General features: G+C 59.0%; 22 protein-coding genes. 6 read left to right on the plus strand and 16 right to left on the minus strand.

The window, feature by feature from the left end:
- Positions 1-92: 92 nt before the first annotated feature.
- Positions 93-4,064, minus strand: coding sequence for an Ig-like domain-containing protein (locus tag ACWFVE_RS10820; RefSeq protein ID WP_447529280.1), 3,972 nt, complete (start codon positions 4,062-4,064; stop codon positions 93-95).
- Positions 4,061-7,180, minus strand: a complete 3,120-nt coding sequence (locus ACWFVE_RS10825; protein ID WP_447529281.1) for a hypothetical protein — start codon at positions 7,178-7,180, stop codon at positions 4,061-4,063. Before ACWFVE_RS10825 ends, ACWFVE_RS10820 begins: the two co-directional genes overlap by 4 nt.
- A gap of 748 nt (positions 7,181-7,928) precedes the next feature.
- On the opposite strand from ACWFVE_RS10825, the gene ACWFVE_RS10830 reads away from it, so the two are divergent.
- Positions 7,929-8,312: a hypothetical protein gene (locus ACWFVE_RS10830; RefSeq protein WP_447529282.1), complete on the plus strand. Its 384-nt coding sequence runs from the start codon at positions 7,929-7,931 to the stop codon at positions 8,310-8,312.
- 190 nt (positions 8,313-8,502) lie between these two features.
- Here ACWFVE_RS10830 and ACWFVE_RS10835 read toward each other — a convergent pair whose 3' ends face one another.
- The 6 genes from ACWFVE_RS10835 to ACWFVE_RS10860 all read right to left on the minus strand — a co-directional run bounded on the left by ACWFVE_RS10835 (position 8,503) and on the right by ACWFVE_RS10860 (position 15,961).
- Positions 8,503-9,132, minus strand: a complete 630-nt coding sequence (locus ACWFVE_RS10835; protein ID WP_447529283.1) for a helix-turn-helix domain-containing protein — start codon at positions 9,130-9,132, stop codon at positions 8,503-8,505.
- Positions 9,132-10,559, minus strand: coding sequence for an HlyD family type I secretion periplasmic adaptor subunit (locus ACWFVE_RS10840; protein WP_447529284.1), 1,428 nt, complete (start codon positions 10,557-10,559; stop codon positions 9,132-9,134). The genes ACWFVE_RS10835 and ACWFVE_RS10840 overlap by 1 nt, the downstream gene beginning before the upstream one ends.
- Complete coding sequence (locus ACWFVE_RS10845) at positions 10,559-12,733, minus strand: type I secretion system permease/ATPase (protein WP_447529285.1); 2,175 nt, start codon at positions 12,731-12,733, stop codon at positions 10,559-10,561. Before ACWFVE_RS10845 ends, ACWFVE_RS10840 begins: the two co-directional genes overlap by 1 nt.
- A gap of 327 nt (positions 12,734-13,060) precedes the next feature.
- On the minus strand, positions 13,061-14,566 hold the full coding sequence (locus tag ACWFVE_RS10850; protein WP_447529286.1) for a TolC family outer membrane protein: 1,506 nt from the start codon (positions 14,564-14,566) through the stop codon (positions 13,061-13,063).
- A 253-nt stretch (positions 14,567-14,819) separates the two neighbouring features.
- A complete protein-coding gene (locus ACWFVE_RS10855; protein WP_447529287.1) occupies positions 14,820-15,695 on the minus strand; it encodes a DMT family transporter in 876 nt (291 codons plus the stop codon).
- On the minus strand, positions 15,692-15,961 hold the full coding sequence (locus tag ACWFVE_RS10860; protein WP_447529288.1) for a SelT/SelW/SelH family protein: 270 nt from the start codon (positions 15,959-15,961) through the stop codon (positions 15,692-15,694). The genes ACWFVE_RS10855 and ACWFVE_RS10860 overlap by 4 nt, the downstream gene beginning before the upstream one ends.
- 81 nt (positions 15,962-16,042) lie before the next feature.
- Between ACWFVE_RS10860 and ACWFVE_RS10865 the strand changes: the two genes are divergently transcribed.
- The 4 genes from ACWFVE_RS10865 (at position 16,043) to ettA (ending at position 20,120) form a co-directional block, all read left to right on the plus strand.
- Positions 16,043-17,356 carry an MFS transporter gene (locus ACWFVE_RS10865; RefSeq protein ID WP_447529289.1) on the plus strand — a complete coding sequence of 438 codons (1,314 nt, stop codon included), beginning with the start codon at positions 16,043-16,045 and terminating at the stop codon, positions 17,354-17,356.
- 171 nt (positions 17,357-17,527) lie between these two features.
- Complete coding sequence (locus ACWFVE_RS10870) at positions 17,528-17,962, plus strand: PAS domain-containing protein (RefSeq protein WP_447529290.1); 435 nt, start codon at positions 17,528-17,530, stop codon at positions 17,960-17,962.
- 146 nt (positions 17,963-18,108) lie between these two features.
- The gene (locus tag ACWFVE_RS10875) at positions 18,109-18,315 is read left to right on the plus strand and encodes a PA3496 family putative envelope integrity protein (RefSeq protein ID WP_447529291.1); all 207 of its coding nucleotides are present in this window, start codon (positions 18,109-18,111) and stop codon (positions 18,313-18,315) included.
- Between the two features lie 143 nt (positions 18,316-18,458).
- Positions 18,459-20,120 (plus strand): energy-dependent translational throttle protein EttA, encoded by a 1,662-nt coding sequence (gene ettA / locus ACWFVE_RS10880; RefSeq protein WP_447529292.1) that lies wholly within the window; start codon positions 18,459-18,461, stop codon positions 20,118-20,120.
- Positions 20,121-20,198: 78 nt separating this feature from the next.
- Here ettA and ACWFVE_RS10885 read toward each other — a convergent pair whose 3' ends face one another.
- The 7 genes from ACWFVE_RS10885 to phaR form a co-directional block, all read right to left on the minus strand.
- Positions 20,199-20,357, minus strand: coding sequence for a DUF1328 domain-containing protein (locus tag ACWFVE_RS10885; RefSeq protein WP_447529293.1), 159 nt, complete (start codon positions 20,355-20,357; stop codon positions 20,199-20,201).
- 164 nt (positions 20,358-20,521) lie between these two features.
- Complete coding sequence (locus ACWFVE_RS10890; protein WP_447529294.1) at positions 20,522-21,151, minus strand: 3-demethoxyubiquinol 3-hydroxylase; 630 nt, start codon at positions 21,149-21,151, stop codon at positions 20,522-20,524.
- 47 nt (positions 21,152-21,198) lie between these two features.
- Positions 21,199-21,540 (minus strand): histidine triad nucleotide-binding protein, encoded by a 342-nt coding sequence (locus ACWFVE_RS10895; RefSeq protein ID WP_447529295.1) that lies wholly within the window; start codon positions 21,538-21,540, stop codon positions 21,199-21,201.
- Positions 21,541-21,652: 112 nt separating this feature from the next.
- Positions 21,653-22,525, minus strand: coding sequence for a phosphoribulokinase (locus ACWFVE_RS10900; RefSeq protein WP_447529296.1), 873 nt, complete (start codon positions 22,523-22,525; stop codon positions 21,653-21,655).
- Positions 22,525-22,962 carry a thioesterase family protein gene (locus ACWFVE_RS10905; RefSeq protein WP_447529297.1) on the minus strand — a complete coding sequence of 146 codons (438 nt, stop codon included), beginning with the start codon at positions 22,960-22,962 and terminating at the stop codon, positions 22,525-22,527. The genes ACWFVE_RS10900 and ACWFVE_RS10905 overlap by 1 nt, the downstream gene beginning before the upstream one ends.
- A 30-nt stretch (positions 22,963-22,992) precedes the next feature.
- Entirely contained in the window at positions 22,993-24,285 is a 1,293-nt protein-coding gene (gene purD, locus ACWFVE_RS10910; RefSeq protein WP_447529298.1) for a phosphoribosylamine--glycine ligase, read from the minus strand.
- 66 nt (positions 24,286-24,351) lie between these two features.
- The gene (gene phaR, locus ACWFVE_RS10915) at positions 24,352-24,813 is read right to left on the minus strand and encodes a polyhydroxyalkanoate synthesis repressor PhaR (RefSeq protein WP_447529299.1); all 462 of its coding nucleotides are present in this window, start codon (positions 24,811-24,813) and stop codon (positions 24,352-24,354) included.
- A 134-nt stretch (positions 24,814-24,947) separates the two neighbouring features.
- On the opposite strand from phaR, the gene ACWFVE_RS10920 reads away from it, so the two are divergent.
- Positions 24,948-25,661 carry a 16S rRNA (uracil(1498)-N(3))-methyltransferase gene (locus ACWFVE_RS10920; protein WP_447529300.1) on the plus strand — a complete coding sequence of 238 codons (714 nt, stop codon included), beginning with the start codon at positions 24,948-24,950 and terminating at the stop codon, positions 25,659-25,661.
- 109 nt (positions 25,662-25,770) lie between these two features.
- Here the strand turns inward: ACWFVE_RS10920 and rloA3 are convergent, their stop codons facing one another.
- Positions 25,771-26,328 carry a retropepsin-like aspartic peptidase RloA3 gene (rloA3, locus tag ACWFVE_RS10925; protein ID WP_447529301.1) on the minus strand — a complete coding sequence of 186 codons (558 nt, stop codon included), beginning with the start codon at positions 26,326-26,328 and terminating at the stop codon, positions 25,771-25,773.
- Between the last annotated feature and the right edge of the window lie 20 nt (positions 26,329-26,348).

Raw genomic sequence — 26,348 nt, forward strand, 5'->3', positions numbered from 1 at the left:
AACCACCCTTTCTTGATGACCCAATATTCAAGGTTAAAAAGGCCGCCCGCAGGCGGCCTTTCGTTTTGCAAGGCTGGTGTAACGCCTTCGCCTTAGTGATCGATTTTTAGCTGGTGATCCTGCAGCATACTCTGGATAAAGTCCGAAGAGTTCTCGCCTTGCGGCATCGTGACATCCTTGAGTACCACGCGCTGGTCGGCGTTACTGTTATCCGCAGACAAACCACCTTCCGACTTGATATGCAGAACCGTATCGCTTCCCTGCTGCTCCGCGCGAATGTACTGATCGATACTCTCGTTGTTCTCGCCTTTCAGCAAGTCGGAGAGGTCCAGACGATCCGCTTGGGCATCCTTACCAAATACCCCCTGAGTAAAGTCCTTGACCACATCGGTGGCCGCGTTATGGCTACTACCCTGATCACCGAACTCCCACTTGAAGGTATCGGCACCGAGGCCACCGACGAGAATATCGTCACCAGGCCCGCCTATCAGCGTGTCATCACCCGCTCCGCCGTAGAGGGTGTCGTTGCCTTTACCGCCGATCAACGTGTCGTCTCCATCGCCGCCTACTAACGTATCGTTACCTGCGCCGCCGTAGAGAAGATCGTTGGCTTCGGTACCGTGCAGCACGTTGTTGCCCGTGTCACCAAGCTGGTAATGCTTGATGTCGACCGAGATATTGCCGTCTTTATCGACCGCGGTAGCCTTGAGTTCACCGCTGTCGCCATCGATGCGTTTCAGAGCGGTCGTCCACTCACCGTTAGCATTCGCCTTGACGGTATCCACCACCTGGCCATGCTTATCGGTGACCGTCACCTCTGCATCCGCATCGGCAGAGCCGGCAATCTTCATCTCACGGAAGCCAACGGTGCTGTCATCCTTGTCGTTGGTGTAGTAGTGGTTCTGGACATGGTAAGTGCCCTCGCGAACACCCTCCGGACCGTTATCGATGACGAGCGTTTTAGCTACGCCATTGACCTTTCCGGAGAAGACGACCACATCGTTGCCCGACCCATTGACATCGGTTTTGTCAGATCGGGTAACCGTGCCTTCCATGGCGTGGTCTTCCCACACTGCCTGTTTGTACCCGAGAAGGTGCTTCAAAGAGTAAAGAGTCTTATATCCAGTGAGCTCCTGCCACTTAATCGAGTAGGTATCCCCGACCTGCAGATAGGCTGTTTCATTACTGCCGGTTTTCGACACGATCTTCAGATTACGACTGCAATCGGCCTTGAGGCTGGAGCCGCTCACCATCTGACTGGCATCGTGGGTATTCACCGACATGCCTGTGGTGCCGAAGGAGCCATCTTTGAGGCTGCCCCATACCTTGGTCAATACATCGACACCTGCCTCTTGCCCTGTCTCGATAAGATCGATGCTTACCTCCGGGGGCGTAGAGGGCATTTCCACATCGACATTCACCAGCGCCTGATCGCTACTTACACCCTTGTCGCTAAACGAGGTTGCGCGCACATCGAAGGTGTCCAAACCAACATCCGGCCTCACGGTCAAGCTGCCCAACTGACTAGGCTCTACGCGATAAACGCCGTTTTCGCTGGCCAGTACGTTACCGTTGTAAAGTAACTGCCCACCGTCAACTTCGACTTCGTAGTAGTCGATTTCACCCTCCGCGATGCTGCCGGAAAGGTCGACCTTGTAAATCGTCGTTTCGACGTTCAGCTCGGCCTTGATATTGCTGACATCCACGACTTCATTGGCTTCGGTCGAGCGCACCTCGAACTCGACGACCGCCTGACCGTTTTTATCCAGCGTTACGGTCAGCGACTGATGCTCAGGCTTGAAACGGGTCCAGTTGCTGTTGTTGGGATCGTACCAGGACGTTTCGTACTGCTCCTGGCCATTGACAAACACCTTGAACGTATCGCGAGTGCCACCTCTATGATGCCAGCCGGTACGACCATCTTCCCAGCCGCCTTTCGCCATTTGCGTCCAGCTTAACGTGAAGGTTTCACCCGCATGCGCCTTGCCGAAATCGAAGTAGGCCTTTTCGGTATCTGCCGGCGGACGTGGATCATTGATCCAGCCGTCGCCAGAGCCGCCCACGCCCAGATCAGCAAAGCCATCCTTCGTGACTGTCTCGAGGCCATGAACCGTTTCGACCGCCAGGCTCACTTCAGGCACGATGATGTTGTCAGAGGTCACATCGACATATTCAGTTGCCAGACCATACGCTGGCGTCACGCCTTCGAGCGCCACCGGGTTACCATCAGCATCGCGGTAAACCTCGGTAGAACTCGCCACGGCGACGATCTCGAAAGGCTCGCTACCCGCAGGCACTTTCAGCGACAGCTGAATATCCTTCAGGCCGGACAAATGCTCGGGGTTCGTAATCGTCCATACGCCATCTTGCTCGACCAGCCCAATGCCCATCGGCGCGTCTTTAAGCTCGACGCTTGCGCCTTCCGGGATACCTTTCAGCGTAATACCCGAAAGCACTTCGCTGCCGTCGGTATCGGTCAACTGGGCAGAAACTTTGACCACTAGCTCCTGAAGAGGCTTCTCGCCCTCTACGGATTCCATCGGCGGTTCAGGATTACACTTGTCTTGAGCTTCCCAGGTACCATCGCCATAGATGAACCCTTCGACCTGATTGCCTGCCTCGATGATGGAGTGACCATTATGGCTGACATGGACGTTCTCGAGGGTATTGATTTGACCATTGCGGTTGTTGGTTCCAACCGAGACGGCATACCCGCTAGCAGGGCCAGACATGAAGATGTAGTCCGCCAACGCGTCGGGCTCGCCGCTACGTACCCCTGTTACGTTATGGAGTAATTTGCTGTCCGGGCGAACTACGAAGATGTCGCAGTAATCCGCGTCACCAGCCGGGTTTCCATGCTGGTCATAATAAGCGACCACCCCAGTACCGGTACTCTCGGGAGCGATATCTCCTTCCGAGAGCCATACACGCACATTATCGCCGATCTTGACGATTTGACCGTCCCGAACATCGAAGCCGCCGCGCTGACTGCTACCGCCGTTCACCTGCAGCGTCTTACCAGCGCCTGCCCCCGGAACGATATCGCCAGCGGCAACCTCTAGTTCGACGTTCGGTTTATCCGCGACAGGGGTAATGTCGATGGTGAAGGTGGACTCTTTACCATCCTTGAGCTCACCTGCGGGTTTGAAGCTGAATTTCGCGTAGTCAGCCTGCATGTTACCCACACCATCGCCACCATAACCATCGAAGCCCGACTCGTTGGCCTCGGGTTTGAAGCGCAACTCATCTGCGTCGATCTGTGCTTTGGAGAAGCGCTCGCCCTCTTCGACATCACGCCATCCATCACCCTCTTTCGCTTGCAGCCAGCCACTTGTTGGCAGCTCAGTGACAACGATACCCGGATCGGATTCGATCCACCCCTTGTCGGTGATATTGAAATCTTCCCATTTGAGCAGGAAGTCATCGTGACCGGCACTGGAGCTATCTTCATCACCCAGGGCGTAGCCGCCTTCAGATGAAGGCGCTATATCGACGCTGTAGTCGCGGCCGGTCTCGGCGCTGTAAGGATTACCTGCGCTATCGGTTCCGGTGACTTCCGCGTAAACGGTGTCGTTCTCGGCCAACACACTGCCGGGCACGTCGATGGCGTAGGTCTGATCTTCACCGACGATGCCGATGTAGCTGTTGTCGCCCACGGTCAGCGTCACGGTGTCGCCCGCCTGAGCGTCGCCGCCCACGGTGCCGGTGACGCATACGTCGCCCTTCGCTTCCTCGCCGTTGATCACGTCATCGCCGGTAATCTTGTCGATGGTGATCTTGGCGCTGGCATCGAGGTTGACGCTGTAGTCGCGATCCGTCTCGGCGCTGTAGTCATTGCCTGCACTGTCGGTGCCGGTGACTTCCGCGTAAACGGTGTCGTTCTCGGCCAGCACGCTGCCGGGCACGTCGATGGCGTAGGTCAGGTTGCCATCGGCATCGGCGGTAACCTCACCTTCGTAGGTGTTGTCACCCACGGTCAGTGTGACGGTGTCACCCGCCTGGGCGTCGCCACCGACGGTGCCGGTAACGCGTACGTCGTCCTTAGCTTCCTGGCCATTGATCACGTCGTCGCCAGCGATCTTGTCGATGGTGATTTTGGCTTTTGGCTCATGAGGACCATCTGAATCGGAATCCGCGTCGGCGTCGGCGTCTGAATCAGCATCAGCATCAGCATCCGCGTCGGAATCAGCATCCGCGTCGGAATCAGCATCAGCATCCGAATCAGCATCGGCGTCCGCATCGGCATCCGCGTCCGCGTCCGCATCTGAATCAGCATCCGCATCTGCATCTGCATCGGAATCAGCGTCAGCGTCCGAATCAGCATCGGCGTCGGAATCTGCATCCGCGTCGGCGTCAGCATCGGCATCGGCATCCGAATCAGCATCAGCATCAGCATCAGCATCAGCATCAGCATCAGCATCAGCATCAGCATCCGCATCCGCGTCAGCATCGGCATCGGCATCAGCGTCCGCATCTGAATCAGCATCCGCATCTGCATCTGCATCTGCATCTGCATCCGAGTCGGCGTCCGCATCGGAATCAGCGTCAGCGTCCGAATCAGCATCGGCGTCGGAATCTGCATCCGCGTCAGAGTCAGCATCGGCGTCTGCATCGGCATCGGCATCCGAATCAGCATCAGCGTCCGCATCTGAATCAGCATCCGCGTCGGAATCTGCATCGGCGTCAGAATCAGCGTCCGCATCGGAATCAGCGTCCGCATCCGAATCAGCATCAGCGTCCGCATCTGAATCAGCATCCGCGTCGGAATCTGCATCGGCGTCAGAATCAGCGTCCGCATCGGAATCAGCGTCCGCATCGGAATCAGCGTCAGCGTCCGAATCAGCATCGGCGTCGGAATCTGCATCCGCGTCAGAGTCAGCATCGGCGTCTGCATCGGCATCCGAATCAGCATCAGCGTCAGCGTCCGCATCTGAATCAGCATCCGCGTCGGAATCTGCATCGGCGTCAGAATCGGCGTCCGCATCGGAATCAGCGTCAGCGTCCGAATCAGCATCGGCGTCGGCATCCGCATCTGCGTCGGAATCGGCATCTGCATCTGCATCTGCATCCGAATCAGCATCGGCGTCCGCATCTGCATCTGCATCGGAATCGGCGTCTGCATCCGCATCCGCATCAGCGTCCGAATCAGCATCGGAATCCGCATCTGCGTCGGAATCAGCATCGGCGTCGGAATCTGCGTCCGCGTCCGCGTCCGCGTCAGCATCGGCATCGGCATCGGCATCCGAATCAGCATCAGCATCCGCGTCGGAATCTGCATCGGCGTCAGCATCGGCGTCGGCATCCGCATCTGCGTCGGAATCGGCATCCGCGTCTGAGTCAGCATCTGCATCTGCATCTGCATCGGAATCAGCGTCCGCATCTGAATCGGCGTCCGCGTCAGAATCCGCATCCGCGTCGGCATCCGCATCTGCGTCGGAATCGGCATCCGCGTCTGAGTCAGCATCTGCATCGGAATCAGCGTCCGCATCGGCATCGGCATCCGAATCAGCGTCAGCGTCAGCGTCCGAATCAGCATCGGCGTCGGAATCCGCATCTGCGTCAGAATCAGCGTCTGCATCAGAATCGGAGTCCGCGTCGGCATCTGCATCTGCGTCCGCATCAGCATCAGCATCAGCGTCGGCGTCTGAATCAGCATCCGCGTCGGCGTCCGCATCTGCGTCGGAATCGGCATCCGCGTCGGCATCAGCATCAGCATCTGCATCTGCATCTGCATCTGCATCTGCATCTGCATCTGCATCCGAATCAGCATCTGCATCTGCATCCGAATCAGCATCCGCATCCGCATCCGCATCGGAATCAGCGTCCGCGTCCGCGTCCGCATCAGCGTCTGAATCGGCATCCGCGTCGGCATCAGCATCTGCATCTGCATCCGAATCAGCATCAGCATCAGCATCTGAATCAGCATCGGCGTCGGAGTCTGCATCGGCGTCGGCGTCGGCGTCGGCATCGGAATCAGCGTCAGCGTCCGAATCGGCATCGGCGTCGGAATCTGCATCAGAATCGGAGTCCGCGTCGGCATCTGCATCAGCGTCCGCATCTGCATCCGCGTCGGAATCAGCATCTGCATCCGAATCAGCATCGGCGTCCGCATCTGCATCGGCGTCGGCATCCGCGTCAGAGTCGGCATCCGCATCGGAATCAGCGTCCGCGTCGGAATCAGCGTCAGCGTCAGCGTCGGAATCTGCATCAGCGTCCGCATCTGAATCAGCATCCGCGTCGGAATCAGCATCTGCATCCGAATCAGCATCTGCATCCGAATCAGCATCGGCATCCGCGTCAGAGTCGGCGTCCGCATCGGAATCAGCGTCAGCGTCCGAATCGGCGTCCGCGTCGGAATCAGCGTCCGCGTCGGAATCGGCGTCGGCGTCGGCATCAGAATCGGAGTCCGCGTCGGCATCTGCATCAGCGTCCGCATCTGCATCTGCATCTGCATCCGCGTCGGAATCAGCATCTGCATCCGAATCAGCATCGGCGTCCGCATCGGCGTCCGCATCGGCATCGGCGTCCGCATCGGCATCGGCATCGGCATCGGCATCGGCATCGGCGTCAGCATCGGCATCCGAATCAGCGTCCGCATCCGCATCTGCGTCGGAATCCGCATCTGAATCCGCATCCGCGTCAGAATCCACATCCGCGTCGGCATCTGCATCTGCGTCGGAATCTGCATCGGCATCCGAATCAGCATCCGCGTCAGAGTCAGCATCTGCATCTGCATCAGCATCTGCATCCGAATCAGCATCTGCATCCGAATCAGCATCGGCGTCCGCATCTGCATCTGCATCTGCATCCGCATCGGCGTCCGCGTCAGAATCCGCATCTGCGTCGGAATCAGCGTCCGCATCCGCGTCAGAGTCAGCATCCGCGTCGGAATCTGCATCTGCATCCGAATCAGCATCGGCGTCTGCGTCTGCGTCGGCATCCGAATCAGCATCAGCATCAGCGTCGGAATCAGCATCTGCATCCGCGTCAGAATCAGCGTCCGAATCAGCGTCAGCGTCGGCATCCGCATCGGCATCGGCATCCGAATCAGCGTCCGCATCCGCATCTGAATCGGCGTCCGCGTCAGAATCCGCATCTGCGTCGGCATCAGAATCGGAGTCCGCGTCGGCATCTGCATCAGCGTCCGCATCTGCATCGGAATCCGCGTCGGCGTCTGCATCACCATCTTCCGGGTCCGTCGGATCGGTCGGGTCCGTGGGATCAGTCGGGCCCGTTGGATCAGTCGGGTCCGTAGGATCAGTCGGGTCCGTTGGATCGGTCGGGTCCGTTGGATCGGTCGGATCAGTCGGGTCCGTGGGATCAGTCGGGTCCGTGGGATCAGTCGGGTCCGTTGGATCGGTCGGATCCGTGGGATCAGTCGGGTCCGTCGGGTCCGTCGGGTCCGTCGGGTCTACAGGATCGGTCGGGTCCGTTGGATCGGTCGGATCAGTCGGGTCCGTAGGATCAGTCGGGTCCGTTGGATCGGTCGGGTCCGTAGGATCAGCCGGGTCCGTAGGATCAGTCGGGTCCGTCGGGTCCGTAGGATCAGTCGGGTCCGTAGGATCGGTCGGGTCCGTGGGATCAGTCGGGTCCGTGGGATCAGTCGGGTCCGTCGGATCGGTCGGGTCCGTGGGATCGGTCGGATCGGTCGGATCAGTCGGATCAGTCGGGTCCGTGGGATCGATCGGGTCCGCAGGATCGGTCGGATCCGTGGGATCGGTCGGGTCCGTGGGATCGGTCGGGTCTACAGGATCGGTCGGGTCCGCAGGATCGGTCGGGGCCGCAGGAGGAGTGAGGCCGTCATCGGCATCATCCAGCTCGCCACCAGAGAACTCGAAGAATGCCGGGGAGGCGCCCGCGGCAGGGCCTGCGGTGGAGAAACTTAAGGGGCTAACGTCTTCGGAGATGCGCGCAACGCGCACGAAGCTGTGGCCTTCGCCGCCGCCACCCGCGGCGCCGCCTGCGGCGGTGGGGTCCAGAATATCGAGAAGGTCGGTATCCTCATCTTCGAGCGCCGCGAGCAGGGCTTCGATATCGTCATCGAGAACGCTGGCCTCGTCGCTGGTCACGATCGCATCGCTTTCAAGCTCGGGCGTAATGACCACTTCCTGGCCACCTTCTACCACATTGGCACCGGTGCCATCGGCAAAATCCAGCTCTACTCGGCCACCGTCCGAGGTCATGAGCGTTTCACCCTCGTTAAGGGTGTCGCCAATGTGAACCTCGCGGATATTGCCCGCTGCGTCCACGACCCAGGCGTCGCCCGTGATGGAAATGACCGTTGCTATTGCCATGAAGTAGATCCCCGATAAACGTTAGTGGCCGCAGGCTCGTGGGTGGCACGAAGGGAGATGCGGCTTATAGCGCCATACTAGGGAATCAGGGGGGATAAACCTATTGTACCGATGGACAGGTAGTACATTTATTTTAGCGCCCGCGGCGTGAGAGGCACCGTCTTAAAACGGCGTAGCCGCGGGAAAATCGAGTCGAAACAGCGACTACTTACTCAAAGGAGCGGGCTTCAGCATCCGCGGCGAGCTTCAGCATCAATTGTAGCCGGTCGCGCACCGCCAGCTTCTTGAAAATCGCGCTTAGGTGCGCTTTGACCGTGCGCTCGCTGATATCCAACTGGCGGGCGATCTCCTTATTACTCGCTCCGCTTGAAACCGCCTGGGCTACCGCACGCTCGCGCTCGGTCAACAAGGCCAAATGCTGGTTTGAAAGCCCCCGTTCGCCGCCGCTTCGCTGTTGAAGCGCTTGAGCGGAACCACCTAGCACCCTGGACAGAAGCGACTGCCCCGCCCAGATGCCGTGATTGGTGACCACCAGCGCCACCTGCTCGAGCATCGCCGGTGCGGAAAGCGTATGCGCGTAGCCGCGGGCGCCGTGGTCGAGGGCCTGCAGGGCCTCACGGTCGTCGGCGGCGTAGCTCAACACCACCACCACGGCGCCTTTTTGCGTAATCGTGCCAATCAGCGCAGGCCAGTCGTTGACCGTAGTAACCAGCCATACCACATCGCCGGTATCGACGGCGCCAAGCCCGCTATCCGGAGTAAGCGCTGCGGCACCGGGGAACGCTTCCTGCCAGCGCGCCTTCAATATCCCATCCGCCGTTAAAAATAGATGTTTCATTAGCGCTCTCCCATTGAGTCACGCCACGCTCTTAAAACGGGCTTGAGCAAAAACTGCATGACCGTTCGTTTGCCCGTCACTATATCGACTTGCGCGGTCATGCCAGGAATGACCTGCAGCCGCTGCGCCGCGTCCTCGTCTTGCAAACTACGTACCCGTACCAAATAGAAGGTGTTGCCATCGTCATCGGTAATCGTATCGGCACTGATATGCTCGAGTTCAGCTTGAAGCCCGCCGTAAATGGCGTAGTCGTAGGCGGTTAACTTGATAGTGGAGGCCTGCCCCGGGTGCAAAAAGGCGATATCCTGGGGGGCAATACGCGCCTCGACCAGCAGTTGGTCATCGCTTGGAATAATTTCGACCACTTCTTGCCCGGGCTGGGCGACACCACCGATGGTGTTGATGTGGATACGCTGAATGACACCATCCACCGGCGAGCGAATCTCGGTTAGCCGTACGCGGTCCTGCAAACCGGTGCCCGACTGCTGAAGCGCGTTCAGATCGCCCACGGTTTGCGCCAGATTACTGCGCCACTCGCTGCGTCGCTCGGCGCTTAGTTCGCGAAGCTGGGTCTGCGACTCTTCGACCGCCGCCTGAAGCCGCGCTACGGAAGCGTCCGCCTGATTGCGCTCGCCGGTCGCCCGGGACACCTCGCGCTGGAGGCGCAATACTTCCACTTCCGATACCGCGCCTGACGAAAGTAGCGGCCGCGTCAGGTTCAGCTCCTGGCTTGCCATACTGGCTTCACGCCCGGCGGTGTCGCGACGGGACTGGGCTTCTCTTAGCTCTTCCCGGCGCTGACGAACGCGGTCTTCCAGTACGTTCTCCTGCTCGCGAAGCTCTTCGATACTGCTCTCGTAAGCCTCGCGCTCCTGAGACACGATCCCGGGTACTTCTTGAAGGAGCTCGTCGGATGGTTCGAACGCGGTCCCCGTGGCCAGCGCGCGAAGGCGCTCGGAACGCGCTTCGAGCGCGTAACGCTGAGCGCGGTTTTCGCGAAAATCGGAGACAAACCGGGTAGGGTCGATCTGCATGAGCACTTCGCCAGCGCTGACGACTTGGCCTTCGCGCACGTTGATCTGCTCGACCACGCCGCCATCAAAGGATTGAATGCGCTGAAGGTGGCTTGCGGGGATCACCCGGCCGTTACCCCGCGTCACTTCGTCGATCTGGGCGAAGTACGCCCATACCAGCACGGCAATGAACGCAAGCAAGGTGACGTAGAGAAAGAGCCGCGCGCGAATGGGCTCTTGCTGCATTCGCGCCCAGTCGGTATCGCTTGCCCAATCCCGGTTGAGGTGGGCAGAACTTACTCGGCGGGCGAACAGCCGATCCATAAAAGGGCGAAAGGGCTTTTGGCCCTTTTCAGAGAAACGGCCGATCGCTTCGAACCCTTTTTGCTCGGTGGTAGAGGACTTTTTCGCCATTATGAGGCCCTCCCGATCTGACCGTTGCGCAGCGCCTCGACCACACTGTCCCGCGGACCATCGGCCACGACCTTACCCGCATCCATCACGATGATGCGGTCGACCAGCGACAATAGCGAGGTACGGTGGGTCACCACCAGCACGGTTTTACCCTCGGAAATGCGGGTCAGGTTCGCCTTGAACGTCTCTTCACTGGCGTTATCCATAGCGCTGGTCGGTTCATCGAGCAGCAGCACCGGCGGGTCTTGCACCACGGCGCGGGCAATGGCGACCGCCTGCTTCTGCCCGCCGGAAAGCGCCTGGCCGCGCTCGCCAACCTGTAAATCCACACCCTTGGGGTGGGCGTTCACCAGGGATTCGAGCCCGGCGATTTTGATCGCCCGTAACAACGCATGATCGTCGACCCGGTCACTTCCACCGCCGGCCACGATATTGTCGCGAAGCGAGCCAGCAAAGAGGCTTACCTCTTGCGGCACGTAGCCGATATGGCGCCTTAACTGCAACGGATCCAACTGCCGGATATCCACTCCATCGAGCATTACCGCGCCAGCGCTTGGCTGATAGAACCCCAAAAGCAGCTTGTTGAGTGACGACTTGCCACAACCGACACGCCCCAGAAGCGCGACCTTTTCGCCCTCCTCGATCGTCACCGACACGTCGCGCAGCGCATCGCGCTCTTCGTCCGGGTAGCGCAACGTGACTTTTTCGAGCTGAAGGTGGCCGGCCACACTCGGTTTCTCGACGTAAGCTTTGCCTTCGTGGCGCTCCTCTTTTTTCTCCATGACCCGATTGAGCGACTCGAGCGCCGTAGAGGATTGGTGGTACTGGGCCAGCAGCGCTGCGGCCTGGCTAATCGGCGCCATCGCCCGGGAAGAGAGCATGTAGCTTGCGATCAGCCCGCCCTGGGTCAGGTTGCCTTCGATGATTTGATAGACCCCCACGATGATGACGCACACCGCCACGCTGTTTTGCGCCCAGAGTGCCACGCTCGACACCGAAGAGCTGACCAGCTTTAACTGCGCGCCGGTGCGCGATAAAAAGGCCGAGGCTTTTTCCCAATGACGCTGAATGCGGCTCTCGGCGCGTAGCGCCTTGACGTTCTCGAGCTGAGAGACCGACTCGACCAACAGCGCGTTGCGCTGGGCCCCCACCTCCCAGGTGGTTTCGGAGAGCTCGTGCAGCTTGCCCTGCGCGCCCAGCGCGTACAGCAGTACAAAGAGGATCCCCACGATAACCGGCAACACAAGCCACGGATTGATGAGCGCGATGATACCCACGAACATGAGCACGAAAGGCAGATCGACGATACCGACGATGGTGGCCGAGCCGATAAAGGCGCGCACCGATTCGAACGACTGCAGCGTCGACGTAAACGAGCCCGTGGAAGCAGGACGCTCTTCAAGGCGCATCCCCAGCACCTTTGCCATGATCGCCGAGGAGAGCTTCACGTCCGCTCGACTCGCCGCCAAATCGACAAAGGCACTACGCATCAGACGAAGCGCCAAATCGAAGCACAGCACGATAAACACGCCCGCCGCCATCACCCAAAGTGTGTCGGTCGCCTGATTGGGCACCACGCGATCATAGACGTTAAGGATGAAAAGCGGCATGGCCAGCGCAAAGACGTTGATCGCGATCGACCCGCTGATGATGTCGCGGTAAAGACGGCGGTTTTCCTTGATGACGCCCCAAAACCAGTGTTGATCGCGCTTTTTCTTGACGCCGGGTTCAGTACTGTTGTCGGCCTGAAATCTGGGCCGGACATAAATCGCCTCGCCGCTGTACCCACCATTGAGCTCGTCGAGCGCCACTTCGACGGCGGCCTCGGAAAGCTCCGGGAAGATGACGCTGGCTTTTTGCTGTTGAGTGTCCAGTGCCAAAAGCACACAAGCGCGTCCCGGCTCCAGCAGGAGCACGGCAGGAAATAGCGAAGGATTGAGCCCCAGCAAAGGGCTTTTAACGATGCGCGCCGTCAGGCCAGCGCGGTGCGCGGCGCGGCCAAAAACCGACGGCGTGAGGTTCCCTTGCTCCAAAGGCAACCCCGCCTTGAGCGCCTCCGAGGATACCTCGTGCTGATGATAGGAGGCGATCGCTTTCAAACATTCAAGAAGCTCATCCCCCGCTTGCTCGCGAGATGGAGTACTGGTAGAGACGACCTGCTTTTGCTGAGCCACTAAAACCTAATCTCCTATCCGTCGGTTTACCGCGAGGTCGAGTCATCGCTGAAAAGTAGAACATCGAGCGCTCAACGTTAGGCGCTTTACATCCCACCCAACGCCCTGATTTTTTTGAGCCATCTCGCTATATTTAATCTTAAAGCGCCCTTTTTAAAGGCCTTAAAAAGACACCCCCAATCCCCTTATTTCCCCTCGAAGACCGAAAGCTTCCAGCGGCGTTGCCAGACGCACTGGTCACTCAGGCAGAGGAAAGCCGCAAACCGGTACACGGCGGCATCCGCAGTGTACCGGTGACATGTGCAGGGGGTCAGCGCCAGGCGCTGGTTACTCTGCCGGATACGCCGTCGAGTAATTCGAGGAGGAGGCCGAAATACCCTGTGTGAAATCATCCAACGTAAAGCCACTGGGGCCGTTAACGGCACAGGTATCGGCGGAGCTTAACGTCGTACCGTCATAGTCGAGCTCGGCAAGGCTTGGGATATCGTCACGCGTCACGTTGAGGGTTTGCATGAGCTGGCCCATCGACGCAAGTGTACGCGCCTGAGCAAGGGTCAAATCAAACTCGGCGTTGGCGTAGGCGCGGCTGGCTTCGAAGTACTCGTTCTCGCTGTCGAGAACGTCCAACAAGGTGCGCTGACCGATATCAAACTGCTGCTGATAGGCACCCCGCACGCGGTCAATGGACTGACGGTGTTCGTTGAGGTAGCTAAGCTGTTCGCGCAGACGCTGGGTATCGTTATAGGCGATCTGTGTGGTTTGGCGCACGTTGGTACAGGCAAGCTCACGCTGACTCTGCGCCTGTTCGATCCGCGAAGCGGCCGCGTCGAAGGTTGCCTGGTCTGCCCCACCGCGGTACAGGTTCATACTCGCCACGAGCTGGATGCTGTGCTCGTCACTACGCCCGGTGAGGTTGTCATCGTTATTGGTGCCGGTACGTCCTTGAATATCCAGGCGCGGCATATAACCGGCGCGTGCGCTTTCCTGCTGGGCACGGGCCACGGCGATATTCTCCATCGCCGCTTGAAAATCCGGGTTGCCTTCGAAGGCCATGCTAACGGCCTGAGCTACATCCGCCGGCAAGTCCGCCGCCAGCGAAGGTGCCGGCGTCATGTTTTGCGCGGGAAGCTCACCGACGACACGCTGATAACGCGCAGTCACATCGTGAAGATTGGACGCTTCCGACATCAGGTTGGATTCGGCGAGCGCCAGACGACCGCTGATTTGTTCCAGGTCGACCCCGCGCCCGGCGCCGGAAAGCGTGCGCTCTTCGATCTGACCGAAAACGCGTTGGTGCTGGCGGTAATTATCCTGGGCCAAGCGTACCAGCTCACGATAGCGAAGTACGTCGATATAACTGCCAAAGGCCTCGAGTGCGACCTCTTCGCTTGCGCCTAAAAGCTCGAAATAAGCGACCAGGCGGGCCCGGTCCAGACGCTCGACATCACTGCGGGTCGCAAAACCGTCAAATACCATTTGTGACAGAGTCAGTTCGGCAAAATCACTGCTGTAGCTGCCTCGCCCGTCGTTTTCCCGGTCCTGACGCCCTGCCCCGGCGCGCACATCGATGGTCGGCAAATAACCACCCTGGGCGGCCCGGATATCGCTTGCCGACGCGTTGAAATTCGCCCAAGCCGCGTTGACCTGCGGGTTGGTGATGATGGTTTGTTGGATGGCGCTCGGCAAATCCGTGGACCCCGGCGCGTAGAGGCTGGCGGGTAGCGACTGCGCTAGAGCAGAAAGCGGCAGACACGCAAGCGTCGTTAACGTAATGGGGCGAAACGCACGCGCTGAAAACAGATACTTTAATTTCGTTGTTACGTTGTCTTTCATATCCATGGATCCCTGTTGAGCGTTCCACTCTTACGTTGAAACTCTTGCGATGACATCGCGGCGTACTCTGCCACTTCTCCGGCATCTTTTTTTTGCGCGGCGTCAAGGTCTGACGCTTGGCTTATGTTTCTACGACCGGAAAGAGCAGCCACGACAACCTGGCTTAAGTTAATAGCATTAACGGTTAAGGCAACGTATCAGAACAAAAGTCACAAAACTTTACAATAAGAATCTAAAAAACACGTTCTTTTAATCAGTCTTTTTCACCACTTTGTACCTGCTGCAAGGCAAGACCGCCTAAAATCAGTCCAAGCCCCGCGAAAGTAGATACCAAAAGCGGTTCTCCCACGACCACGTGCAGCAGCAGCAGCGATACCGGCGGCGAGAGGAAAATCAGATTGGACACCTTGGCCGTGCGCGACACCTTATGCACCGCCACCTGCCAGAAAATGAAGGCGATCCCCATCTCGAACAAGCCGACGTAGACACCTGCGCCCAACGCAGCCAAACCGTGCCACTGAACCCCCGGACCTAAAAGTAGTAGAAACGTCAGCACTGGCAAGCCAACACTAAAATTTTGCCACTGACCGACCAGCGGCTCCCGCGCATCGCGGGCGTTCAAAAGCCAGTAAAGCGCCCAGATAAGCGTTGAACAAAGTGCCAGCACGATGCCCAGCGGATCCTCGAATACCAGATTGAAGACCTGCCCGCGCGTTGCAATGACCCAAACACCGGCGTAGGCCACGCCGCCCGCCGCCATGTCCCATCGCGTCAAACGCTGGCCCAGAAGGGGTACGGCCAGAAGCGCCATGGCCAGCCCCCAGGTATAATTGAGCGCCATGGCCTCCTGGCCTGGTAAACGGTCGTAGGCGGCAAACAGTACCAGGTAATAGGCTACCGGGTTCATCAGCCCAGCCCAGGCCGCGGTTTTCCATCCGCGGCGCAGTTTGCCGATGTGACCACGCTTGATGACCAGCGCCCCCATCAGCATCCAGGAGACCAGCGCGGCGATCCACATAAGCTCCAGCGGGCTCATGTAACCCAACGCCACCTTGAAGGCCGTCGCCACCGTCGACCAAAGCGCAACTGCCCCTAACCCGAATGCGATTGCCTGGCGGTCCTGATTCATCGGTCGATATGTCCAAGATCCCGGGCCGGGTCGATCCTGTCGCGCACGCGTTTTTTGAGCTCCTTGCTATCCGGGAAGCCGTCGTCACGCTTGCGCTCCCAGATCAACTCGTCGTCGCACCAGATCTCGAACGTGCCACCATGAGAAGGCGACAGCGCCACCTCATCAAGCTGCTCGCCAAAGGTTGAAAGAAGTTCCTGAGCGTACCAGGCACTGCGTAGAAGCCACTGACATTGCGTGCAGTAGCGGACATTTATACGCGGCATCGTGTCGGCCTCGAGTGCTTTAACCTGCGGTGATAAAACGGCATTCTGTCACCTTGTATTAATAACTGCCAAGGAACCGCGATGGCTGAGCCGCCCATTTCCCAAACCCGACTGTTCGAATGGTTGACCGGCGATGACGATAGCCGAATGTGTCAGGACATACCGGAACAAGCGTGCCACGAGCAGCCGCGCAACTTCTTTTTGCACCTGTTTGCAGCGCTAGGCAATAAGCTGGCCGACGAGCTCTCGAGCGCCCGGCTGGTGCTGCCTTGGCTCATGGGCCTCATGGGCGCGCCGGTATGGATGGTGGGATTTTTGGTCCCCATCCGTGAAGCCGGCGCGCTGCTTCCGCAGATATTCGTGGCTGGTTTCATCAGGCCCCAGCCCAGACGCAAATGGGTATGGGCCGCCGGCGCCGTGCTTCAAGGGGTGTGCGCGCTCTGTTTAGCGTTACTGGCCCTTTGGGGCAGTAATTCGTTGGGCGGGGCACTGGTGCTCGGCGTGCTGGTGCTGCTTTCGCTCGCCCGGGGCATCTCCTCCATCGCCACCAAGGATGTAATGGGTAAAACCATCGCCAAACGCCGCCGCGGCACGCTCATGGGCTATAGCGGTAGCGTCGCCGGCGCCGCTACCCTTGCCGCCGGCGGCGTGCTGATGCTGTTTAACGAAAGCCCCGGCCAGTGGGCGCTGGCTACACTGCTCGCCGTCGCAGCCCTTGGCTGGCTACTCAATGCCTTTTGCGTGGCGCGCATCAAGGAAGAACCCGGCGCGGTAGAGGGCGGCGAAAATGCCTGGCAGAGCATCAAGTACGGGTTTTCGCTTTTAAAAACCGACCGCACCTTTTTGCACTTCAACGTTTCCCGCGCGTTATTACTCTCGAGCGCCCTGGCGCTTCCCTACATCGCGCTGCTCGGCCAACAGCAAAGCGGTACCAGCTTGGGCAACCTGGGCTTTTTGGTCGTCGTGTCGGGGCTGGCGGCCATGGTTGCTAGCCCGGTATGGGGCAGGCTTGCCGATCAATCCAGCCGCCGCGTCATGGGCTACGCCGCCCTGGGCACGACGCTTTGCTGCCTAATGGGCGCAAGCCTTGTGTGGGTCGGCAACGAATGGACGCAAAGCATCGTGCCCTACGCCGTCGTCTACGCGCTGCTGGTGATCATTCACCATGGCGTGCGCCTTGGCCGCAAGACCTACCTGGTCGATATCGCCAATCAGGATAATCGTGCACTTTACGTGGCGCTCTCCAATACGCTGACCGGCGTCTTGATGCTTGCCGTGGGGGGCATGGTGGGCGCATTGGCGCAGTGGCTAGGCAGTGCCCTACTGCTGCTCGTACTGGCATTCACGGCGTTTTGCGCCATACTCAGCGCCTACCGGCTGCCCGAGGTCGAATGAGCCCTCCCAGGCGCGCGTTTGCGTGCCCGCTCATTGGATCGGAGAGGATAATTTGCCACCGCCAGCGTTGCTGCCTATGTTAATGCTGTTTGGCGTGTTTAAGTACCGTTGATTCCCGCGCTGACGTACAGCGCCATGGCAACGGAAGAGCGATTAGCAACAGGATTTTTTATGAAACGATCTCCTTTAATCAACCCTGAATTACTCGAGCGCATTGTAGATGCATCGGACGACGGCATCGTCGTGTCCGAGCAGGAAGGCGATGAAAATATTCTCATCTATGTCAATAAAGGCTTTGAACGCCTGACCGGCTACACCGCCGATGAAATTCTCTATCGGGACTGTCGTTTTCTGCAAAACGATGACCGCGACCAGGACGCCCTCGACCGGATCCGCGAGGCGCTCAAAAGCGGTCGCTCCTCTCGCGAGGTGCTGCGCAACTACCGCAAGGACGGCACCATGTTCTGGAACGAGCTTTCCATCACGCCGGTATTCGATGAAAGCGATAACTTGATGTACTGCGTCGGCGTACAAAAAGACGTCTCCGAGCGCGTCGAAGCCCAACGGGCACTATCCGAGCTGCAAAAACAGCAGGAAAGCGCCTGATTCACCCTGCCTGCATTTAAAGCTTGAACTTCAATCCAAGCGGCGTTATACAGCGCCTAAGCGCAGTGGTGCGCTGGGCGCTTAGCCAACGTTTAGCGCTAAGCCTATAAAACGCCGGTACGCCGGCTTGGGTTGGAGGGCATCTCATGAGCCGTGACCCCTTGAATCGCGATACGTTTAGCACTGCAAACCTCGAAGCCGACGATTTCGAAAGCCTGGATGCGGTCAACGACGAGCAGTACGGCAAGCAAAAGCCCAGCAAGGGCGATACCCTGCGCGCACGCCGCCAGGTAGAAGCCTGGCTTGAAGAGCGTAATCTCAAGCGGGCTATCGAAGACGACTGGAACGACTAGCGGCAAGAGCGCCCTTTTAGCGTCTTCACGGCACTGAGCGATCATGTTGGCCGCCCTCTTTCTGGCCTTTACTCGCTCGGGGCACTATCATTTACGCCCACATCACTTTTTGATCACACTGTTCAACAACCTAACGGATTTCCATGGCGCAATACGTATTCACCATGAACCGGGTTGGCAAAGTCGTGCCGCCCAAAAAACAAATTCTCAAGGATATCTCGCTTTCGTTTTTCCCTGGCGCCAAGATCGGCGTGCTGGGTTTGAACGGCGCGGGTAAATCCACACTGCTGCGCATCATGGCCGGTGTCGATACAGAGTTTGAAGGTGAAGCTCGCCCGATGGCTGGCATCAACGTGGGTTACCTCCCTCAGGAGCCGCAGCTCGACGATGAGAAAAACGTTCGCGACACCGTCGAAGAGGCGCTGGGCGAGCTAAAAGCCGCTCAGGAGAAACTCGATGCGGTCTACGCCGCCTACGCCGAGCCCGACGCGGACTTCGACGCCCTGGCAAGCGAGCAGGCGCGTCTGGAGAACATGATCGAGGCCGCGGACGCACACAACATCGAGCGCAAGCTGGAAGTGGCCGCCGAAGCCCTTCGTCTGCCCCCCTGGGAGGCGACAGTAGGCAATCTGTCCGGTGGTGAGCGCCGCCGTGTCGCGCTTTGCCGCTTGCTGCTCTCCAACCCGGACATGCTGCTGCTCGACGAGCCCACCAACCACCTGGACGCCGAGTCCGTGGCCTGGCTCGAGCGCTTTTTGCACGACTACAGCGGCACCGTCGTGGCGATTACCCACGACCGCTACTTCCTGGACAACGTGGCGGGCTGGATTCTCGAGCTCGACCGCGGTCAGGGCATTCCTTTCGAAGGCAACTACTCCCAGTGGCTCGAGCAAAAAGAGCAGCGCCTGACCCAGGAAGCCAAACAGGAGGCCTCGCGCCAGAAAGCGATCAAGCAGGAACTCGAGTGGGTACGCAGTAACGCCAAGGGCCGTCAGGCCAAGAGCAAGGCGCGCCTCAACCGCTTCGAAGAGATGCAGTCTGGCGACTTCCAAAAACGTAACGAAACCAACGAGATCTATATTCCGCCCGGCCCGCGCCTGGGGGACAAGGTCATCGAGTTTCATAACGTGACCAAGCGCTTCGACGACAAGCTCCTCTACCAGGATCTTTCCTTTACCGTACCGCCGGGCGCGATCATCGGTATCGTCGGCGGCAACGGCGCGGGTAAATCGACGCTGTTCAAGCTAATCACCGGTAAGGAGCAGCCCGACGAAGGCGAAGTGGTCATCGGCAATACGGTCGATATCGCCTACGTCGAACAGCTGCGCGACGCTTTGGACGACAAACAGACCGTATGGGAAGCCGTCTCCGATGGTCAGGATATCCTGAACATCAACGGCTTTGAGGTGTCCTCACGCGCCTATGTGGGGCGCTTCAACTTCAAGGGCAACGACCAGCAAAAACGCCTCAGCGAGCTTTCCGGCGGCGAACGCGGTCGCCTACAGCTGGCGCAAACGCTCAAGCAAGGCGCCAACGTTCTGCTGCTCGATGAGCCCTCGAACGACTTGGATATCGAAACCCTACGCGCCCTGGAAGAAGCACTTCTCGCTTTCCCGGGCTGTGCGATCGTGATCTCCCACGACCGCTGGTTTTTGGACCGGATCGCTACGCACATCCTGGCCTTCGAAGGCGAATCGGAAGTGGTGTTCTTCGACGGTAACTACACCGACTACGAAGAAGACCACAAAAAACGCGTAGGCAACGACACGCCCAAGCGGATGAAGTACAAGCGCATCGACGCATAGGCAACGTTTTGCTGGTACGAAGTCTTGGCACAAAAAAGCCCCTGTAAAGGGGCTTTTTTTATACCTGCACCCAGCGCCCTATCGGCGCCGGCCGGTAAACAGCGAAACGAGAAAAAGGATCAAAAAAAGTACGAACAGCACTTGGGCGATGGTAGAGGCCACCCCGGCAATGCCGGAAAACCCGAGCACCCCGGCGATGATCGCGATAACCAAAAAAAGCAGTGCGTTACCCAGCATTTTACGTCTCCTTTATTGCGGTGCCTTTCAACCGGCTTGCTTCCCTGAAGCCGCCGCTCGCGCTGGCGGGTGCCTATGTGTTTTTTAACGAAGCCCATAAGCCACGTTAAAGCATATGCTGACACTCTCTAGAATTGGTCAGCCAGTGGGGTTCGTCAAGCCGTTCAGGTATAGCGCGCTTTTTTGAGCGACGTATTGCCCAGCAACCCCATCCCCCATTTGAGGGGAGCGGGAAAACGCATACCCCCCGCTTCGATCGCCAACTGCGCGTGATGAGTGTTATCGGAGGCGACCTGACGTATAAGCGTACGGGAGCGATGATCCTCGGCGGGTAAATACGCCATTTGCTCGGTCACTTGACGGCCGATCAGCTCCTTGGTGGCCGCTACCATGCCGAGTCCGAAGCGGTCGTTGATCAAACCGGTCATGATCCCAAGCCCCACCCCGGCCCCATAGTAAACCGGCGTAAAGTAGCTGGTGCGGCTTTCGAGTTGCTCGAGACGTTGCTGGCACCACGCCAGATGATCGATTGCCTCGCGCTGGGAGTGATCGATTTGCTGGCGCGCTTTAGGCAGCATAATAAGCCCCACCTGCCCCTGGCATAGCCCCTGGACCCCGGCGGTGGCCACATGCAGCACCCGTAGCGTACTGGCCGCGTGGCGACGCTCCAGCTCGCTAAGCGCCGCCTCGGGGGTCAAAGCCGAGGGATTGGCGCGCTGCGCTCCCTGGGTATTGGGAATCAGCGTGCGCAGCGCGCTATCGATATGTGAAATAAACCGATCCGATCGGCTCAAGTGGCGTTCCCGCATTGGCATGACCTCGTTTGATCCTGTCGTGCGCGTTAACCGGCCGGCCAGGTAAACTGCCGTCCGCCCATTAAATGCATATGGATATGATAGACCGTCTGACCGCCCATGGCGTTGCAGTTCATCACCACGCGGTAGCCGTCTTCGGCAAACCCCTGCTCTTTGGCCAGGCGGGCCGCGGTGTATTGAAGCCGCCCAACGATGGCCAGGTGATCGGGCTCGATATCGTTCAGGGTGGCGATATGCTGTTTGGGAATGATCAGTTGATGGGTGGGCGCCTTGGGATCGATATCGTTGAACGCCAATACGTGCTCGTCTTCATAAACGATATCGGCAGGTATTTCGCGATTGATGATCTTGCAGAAAAGACACTCCATGACGTGCTCCTGTTATTCGCTGCTGTGTTGTCCACTGGCTGTGTTGTTCGCTGGCCAGGTCGATTGACTGTCGTATTGACGATGAGGCGTCGCTAACGAACCGGACGCTTGCTTAGCGAAAGCGCCGCTGTGCCAGCAAATGGCGCAGCAGCGGTGCCAAAATGAGCTCCATGGCAAGCGACAGCCTCGCCCCGGGTACCACCAGGGTGTGCGGGCGCGTCATGAAGGCGTCCTTGATCATGGCCAAAAGCCAGGGGAAGTCCACCGTGGAAGGGTCACGAAAGCGAATCACCACGAAGGACTCCGCGTCGGTGGGAATATCCTGTACCTCGAAAGGATTGGAGGTATCTACCGTGGGAACGCGCTGGAAATTGATGTGCGTGCGCGAAAACTGCGGCTGAATATAGCGAACGTAGTCGCCCATACGCCCCAGGATCGTATCGATCACCGCCTCCTGAGAGTAGCCACGCAGCTTGGTATCGCGGTCGATCTTTTGAATCCACTCGAGATTCATGGTGGGCGCCACGCCGATCAAAAGGTCGGCATGGCGAGCGATATCGTACTCCGGCGTCACCAGGCCGCCGTGCAACCCTTCGTAGAAGAGCAGATCCGTTCCACAGGGTAGCGACTGCCACTCGGTAAAGGTACCGACACGGTAACCGGCCTCGATCTTCTGCTTGTCTTCGGCATGGATATAGTGACGAAAGGTGCCCGAGCCGTGCTCGCCGTATTCGGCAAAAAGCCCCTCCAGGCGATCGAGCAAATTGGCCTCGACGGCAAAGTGCGAGAGCTCGTCCTTGCGATCCGGCTCTTCGCGGAAGATACGCTGCAGATCATCACGGGTATAGCGGTGAAAGGCGTCGCCGTCGACGATCGCCGCGTGGATGTCCTCGCGCAAGAACATACGCTCGAAGCTACGTCGGACCGTGGTCGTGCCCGCCCCGGACGAGCCAGTGATCGCAATAATCGGATACTCACGCGACATTAGACACCTCGGGCATGGGCGAGCGCACGTTTGACCTCTGCGGGCACCTCGACGGTTTGTCGGGCGGCCGTATCGACCAGCATCAGCGTTAGTTTGGCCGTCGCGACGCGCTGGTCCTGCGCATTCAAAACCCGGTGATACACCACAAGTCCCTTGCCTTCGGGTTCGGGAACGGCGGTTTCGATCGATAGCACCTCGGGGAAGCACGCCTCACGCTGGTACAACACGGTCAAATCGGCCACGACACTTGGATAGCCCGCCAGATCCCACTCCGGGAATCCAAGCGCGGCCAACGCTTGGGCACGCGCCTCGGCGATCAGCCCCACCAGCGCATCGTGGCCCAAGTGACGGCCGTAGTTCATATCCGTGATGCGCACCGACAAGGAGTGGCGGTGAATAATCGCTGCCTCAGGAAAATCCAGCGTAACGCGCTCCATACCTCACTCCTTGATAAACGGTTATTAAAATTAGCGTGACTGTTCGCGTGCGATGGCCCGGTGCGCAATATCGCGACGATACTCGACATCTTGCCAGTGAATCTGCTCGACGCCCAGATAGGCCTTTGCCTGGGCTTCCAACACGCTTTCGCCAAGCGCAGTGACACACAACACACGCCCACCGGCGGTAGTGATACCGCCCTGCTCGTTTTGCGCGGTACCGGCGTGGAAGACCTTGCAGTGTCGCGTGTCCGCTTCGTCAAGCCCGGTAATGACATCCCCCTTGCGGTAGCTATTGGGGTAGCCGCCCGCGGCCATCACAACGCCCACCGCAGCGCGGCTGTCCCAGTGACACTCAAAACCGGCTAGCTCGCCTTTCGCCCCGGCCAAACAAAGCGCGGCGAAGTCAGAGGTCAGGCGCATCATGATTGGCTGGGTTTCCGGGTCACCGAAGCGGCAGTTGTACTCGATCACTTTCGGGTTGCCGGCCTCGTCGATCATCAGGCCCGCGTACAAAAAGCCGGTGTAGGCGTTGCCCTCATCGCGCATGCCGCGCACCGTGGGCAAAATCACCTGCTCCATGACCCGCGCGTCGATCTCCGGTGTGACTACCGGCGCTGGCGAGTAAGCTCCCATGCCGCCGGTGTTCGGGCCGGTGTCGCCGTCGAAGGCGCGCTTATGATCCTGGCTGGTGGCCATGGGGACGACGTTTTCGCCGTCGACCATGACGATAAAGCTCGCTTCTTCGCCTTCGAGAAACTCCTCGATGACCACCCGCGCGCCGGCATCACCGAAGGCGTTGGCTTCGAGCATATCGCGAACCGCCGCCTTGGCTTCCGCCTCACTCATGGCAACGATCACCCCCTTGCCCGCGGCCAGGCCATCGGCCTTGATGACGATCGGTGCGCCGACCTCGGCCAGATACTCGAGCGCGTCGTCGACCCGGGTAAAGGTTTGATAGGCGGCGGAGGGAATTTGATGGCGGGCAAGGAAATCCTTGGTGAAGGATTTGGAGCCTTCGAGCTGGGCGGCCGCCTGGGTGGGCCCAAAAATGGCAAGCCCCGCCTGCTGGAAGCGGTCCACTACGCCAATGACCAGCGGCGCCTCGGGCCCCACGACGGTCAACGCGATGTTTTCGCGCTGGGCAAACGCCAGCAGGCCATCGATATCGGTGGCCTCGATGGCCACGTTTTCAAGCGAGGGCTCCCGAGCGGTCCCCGCATTGCCGGGCGCGACGAACACCTTCGTCACCTGTGCCGACTGCGCGAGTTTCCACGCCAGGGCGTGCTCTCGCCCGCCGCCACCTATCATCAAAACGTTCATGTCTTTCCTTATCGAGCGGATGCGTTACCTGGACGCATTATGCCACAGCAAAACTGTAGCGTGGCGCTAGGAGCGCTCGTTATCACTGTCGTCATCCGTCGGGCCTGGCTTATTCAGCGTGCTTTGCCAAAAACGCATGTTCTCCTCGGCAAGCTCGCGCATCAGCTCCATGGGCGAGTTTTTGAGCGCTTGCTGCCACTGGTTTTGCATCCGCTTTTGCTGCTGCAACATCAGTTGGGTGCCCTGCTCAAGATAGCGCGACAGCGGCAGTGGCGACGACATATCGTAGACACGGATCAGCTGCGCTAAAAGATCGTTGGAAAAAACCTCGGAATTATTATCGGCCTGCTCCTGTTCGATGATGATCGATAGCAGAATCGTCCGCGTCAGATCCTCACCGCTTTTGGCGTCCTCGACCCGGAATGGCTCTTCGTCGATAATCAACCGCCGCAGGTCTTCAAGCGTTACGTACCGGCTCTGCTGAGTATCGTACAATCGCCGGTTGGCATATTTGCGAATCACGCGCACAGCGCATCTCCTTAAACGCGGTAAAGGCTTTTGCCGCCGTTGCTGGTATTGTGCCTGCAACGCGCACGCATGCAAGCCAAGTGAGGCGACAACCTGCACTCGGCTCTTTATCCAGTCCTATTTCGATGAGCCTCATGAACCTGATACTGCTTGCCCCCGACGAGCTTGGCGCCGACTGGCGCGCTACCCTGACCGACACCCGCCGCCTGGAACACCTGACGCGCGTTCACCGCGCCCAAGTGAACGACGAGTTTACTGTCGGCGTGCTCGGCGGTTGCGTGGGCAAGGCGGTGCTTTTGGAACTCGACGAGAAGCGCGCGGTGTTCAAGGTGACGACGCTTACGCAAGCGCCGCCGCCGCCGCTTCCCGTTCATCTGGTATTGGCGCTACCGCGCCCGCGTATGCTGGCCCGCACCCTGGAGCACGTGACGGCGCTGGGGGTCAAACACCTCACCCTTTTGCACACGAAACGCGTGGAAAAAAGCTACTGGCAGTCGCCGGAACTCACACCAGACAAAATACATCAGCACCTCATTCTAGGTCTGGAGCAAACCCAGGATACGATCCTGCCGGATATCTCACTGGCCAAAGGATTTAGGCCCTTTCTGGAAGATCGGTTGCCGACGCTTTTGGCCGAGCACCACGGTCTTTTGGCTCATCCAGGCATGCGCAATGCCTGCCCGCGCGGCGTTACCGACCCAACGCTTTTGCTGGTCGGGCCAGAAGGTGGATTCATACCCTGGGAGGTGGAGAAACTGCTGGAGGCAGGCTGCGAGGGCATCCATTTGGGCCCACGCATCCTACGGGTGGAGACCGCCGTGACGGCGCTACTTTCGAAGCTTTTTTAGCGCGACGTCTATGTTTAGCGCAACGCCTATGCGCATCAGTACAGGCCAAGCGAGGCGCCTGGCCTGTACGCCTGGTATCTACTGCATAACGCTAACGCTGCAGATGCCTTTACTCCTCGTCTTCGCTGGGGTCGTGGGCCACGTACTCGGCATCATCGCCGCAGTCCGGGCTCTGCAGGAAGGTGCTTTCGACATCGAGAAGCCCCAGATGGCCAATGCTGCGCCGGCCCAATAGCATGGGATAGTTCATTTCGTCACGGTCGCGAAGGCTAAACTGCTCTTCATAGATCGTATCCCCCATGCAGATATCAAGCAGCACGACCGGACGGTCATCCTTACCGCCAGCGCCGCGCACGGTCAGCTCGCGATACAGCGGACGCTCGATCTCATCGCTAAACGTGTCGCCGCTCTGCTGGTCCTCTAACTGCAGACGAAAGCGCACCCAGTCCTCATCGTCTTTTTCAAAAAGCTCGATATCCCGGGCATCAAGCGAAGACGTCAAGGCGCCGCTATCGAGCTTCGCCTTCACTGTAATATCCCAGGAGTCGATCAGCGCATTTTCGACCCAGCCGTACACTTTACGCTCATCAGCCAAGGCACTGGTACTGGCCAGTACCGCGCCCGTGAGTGCGAAAACGCTCACTTTTTTAAAAAAAGCCTTGCTCATTGCGTGTCATCCTTGAGTAA

This window comes from Vreelandella mediterranea (genome assembly GCF_970647075.1).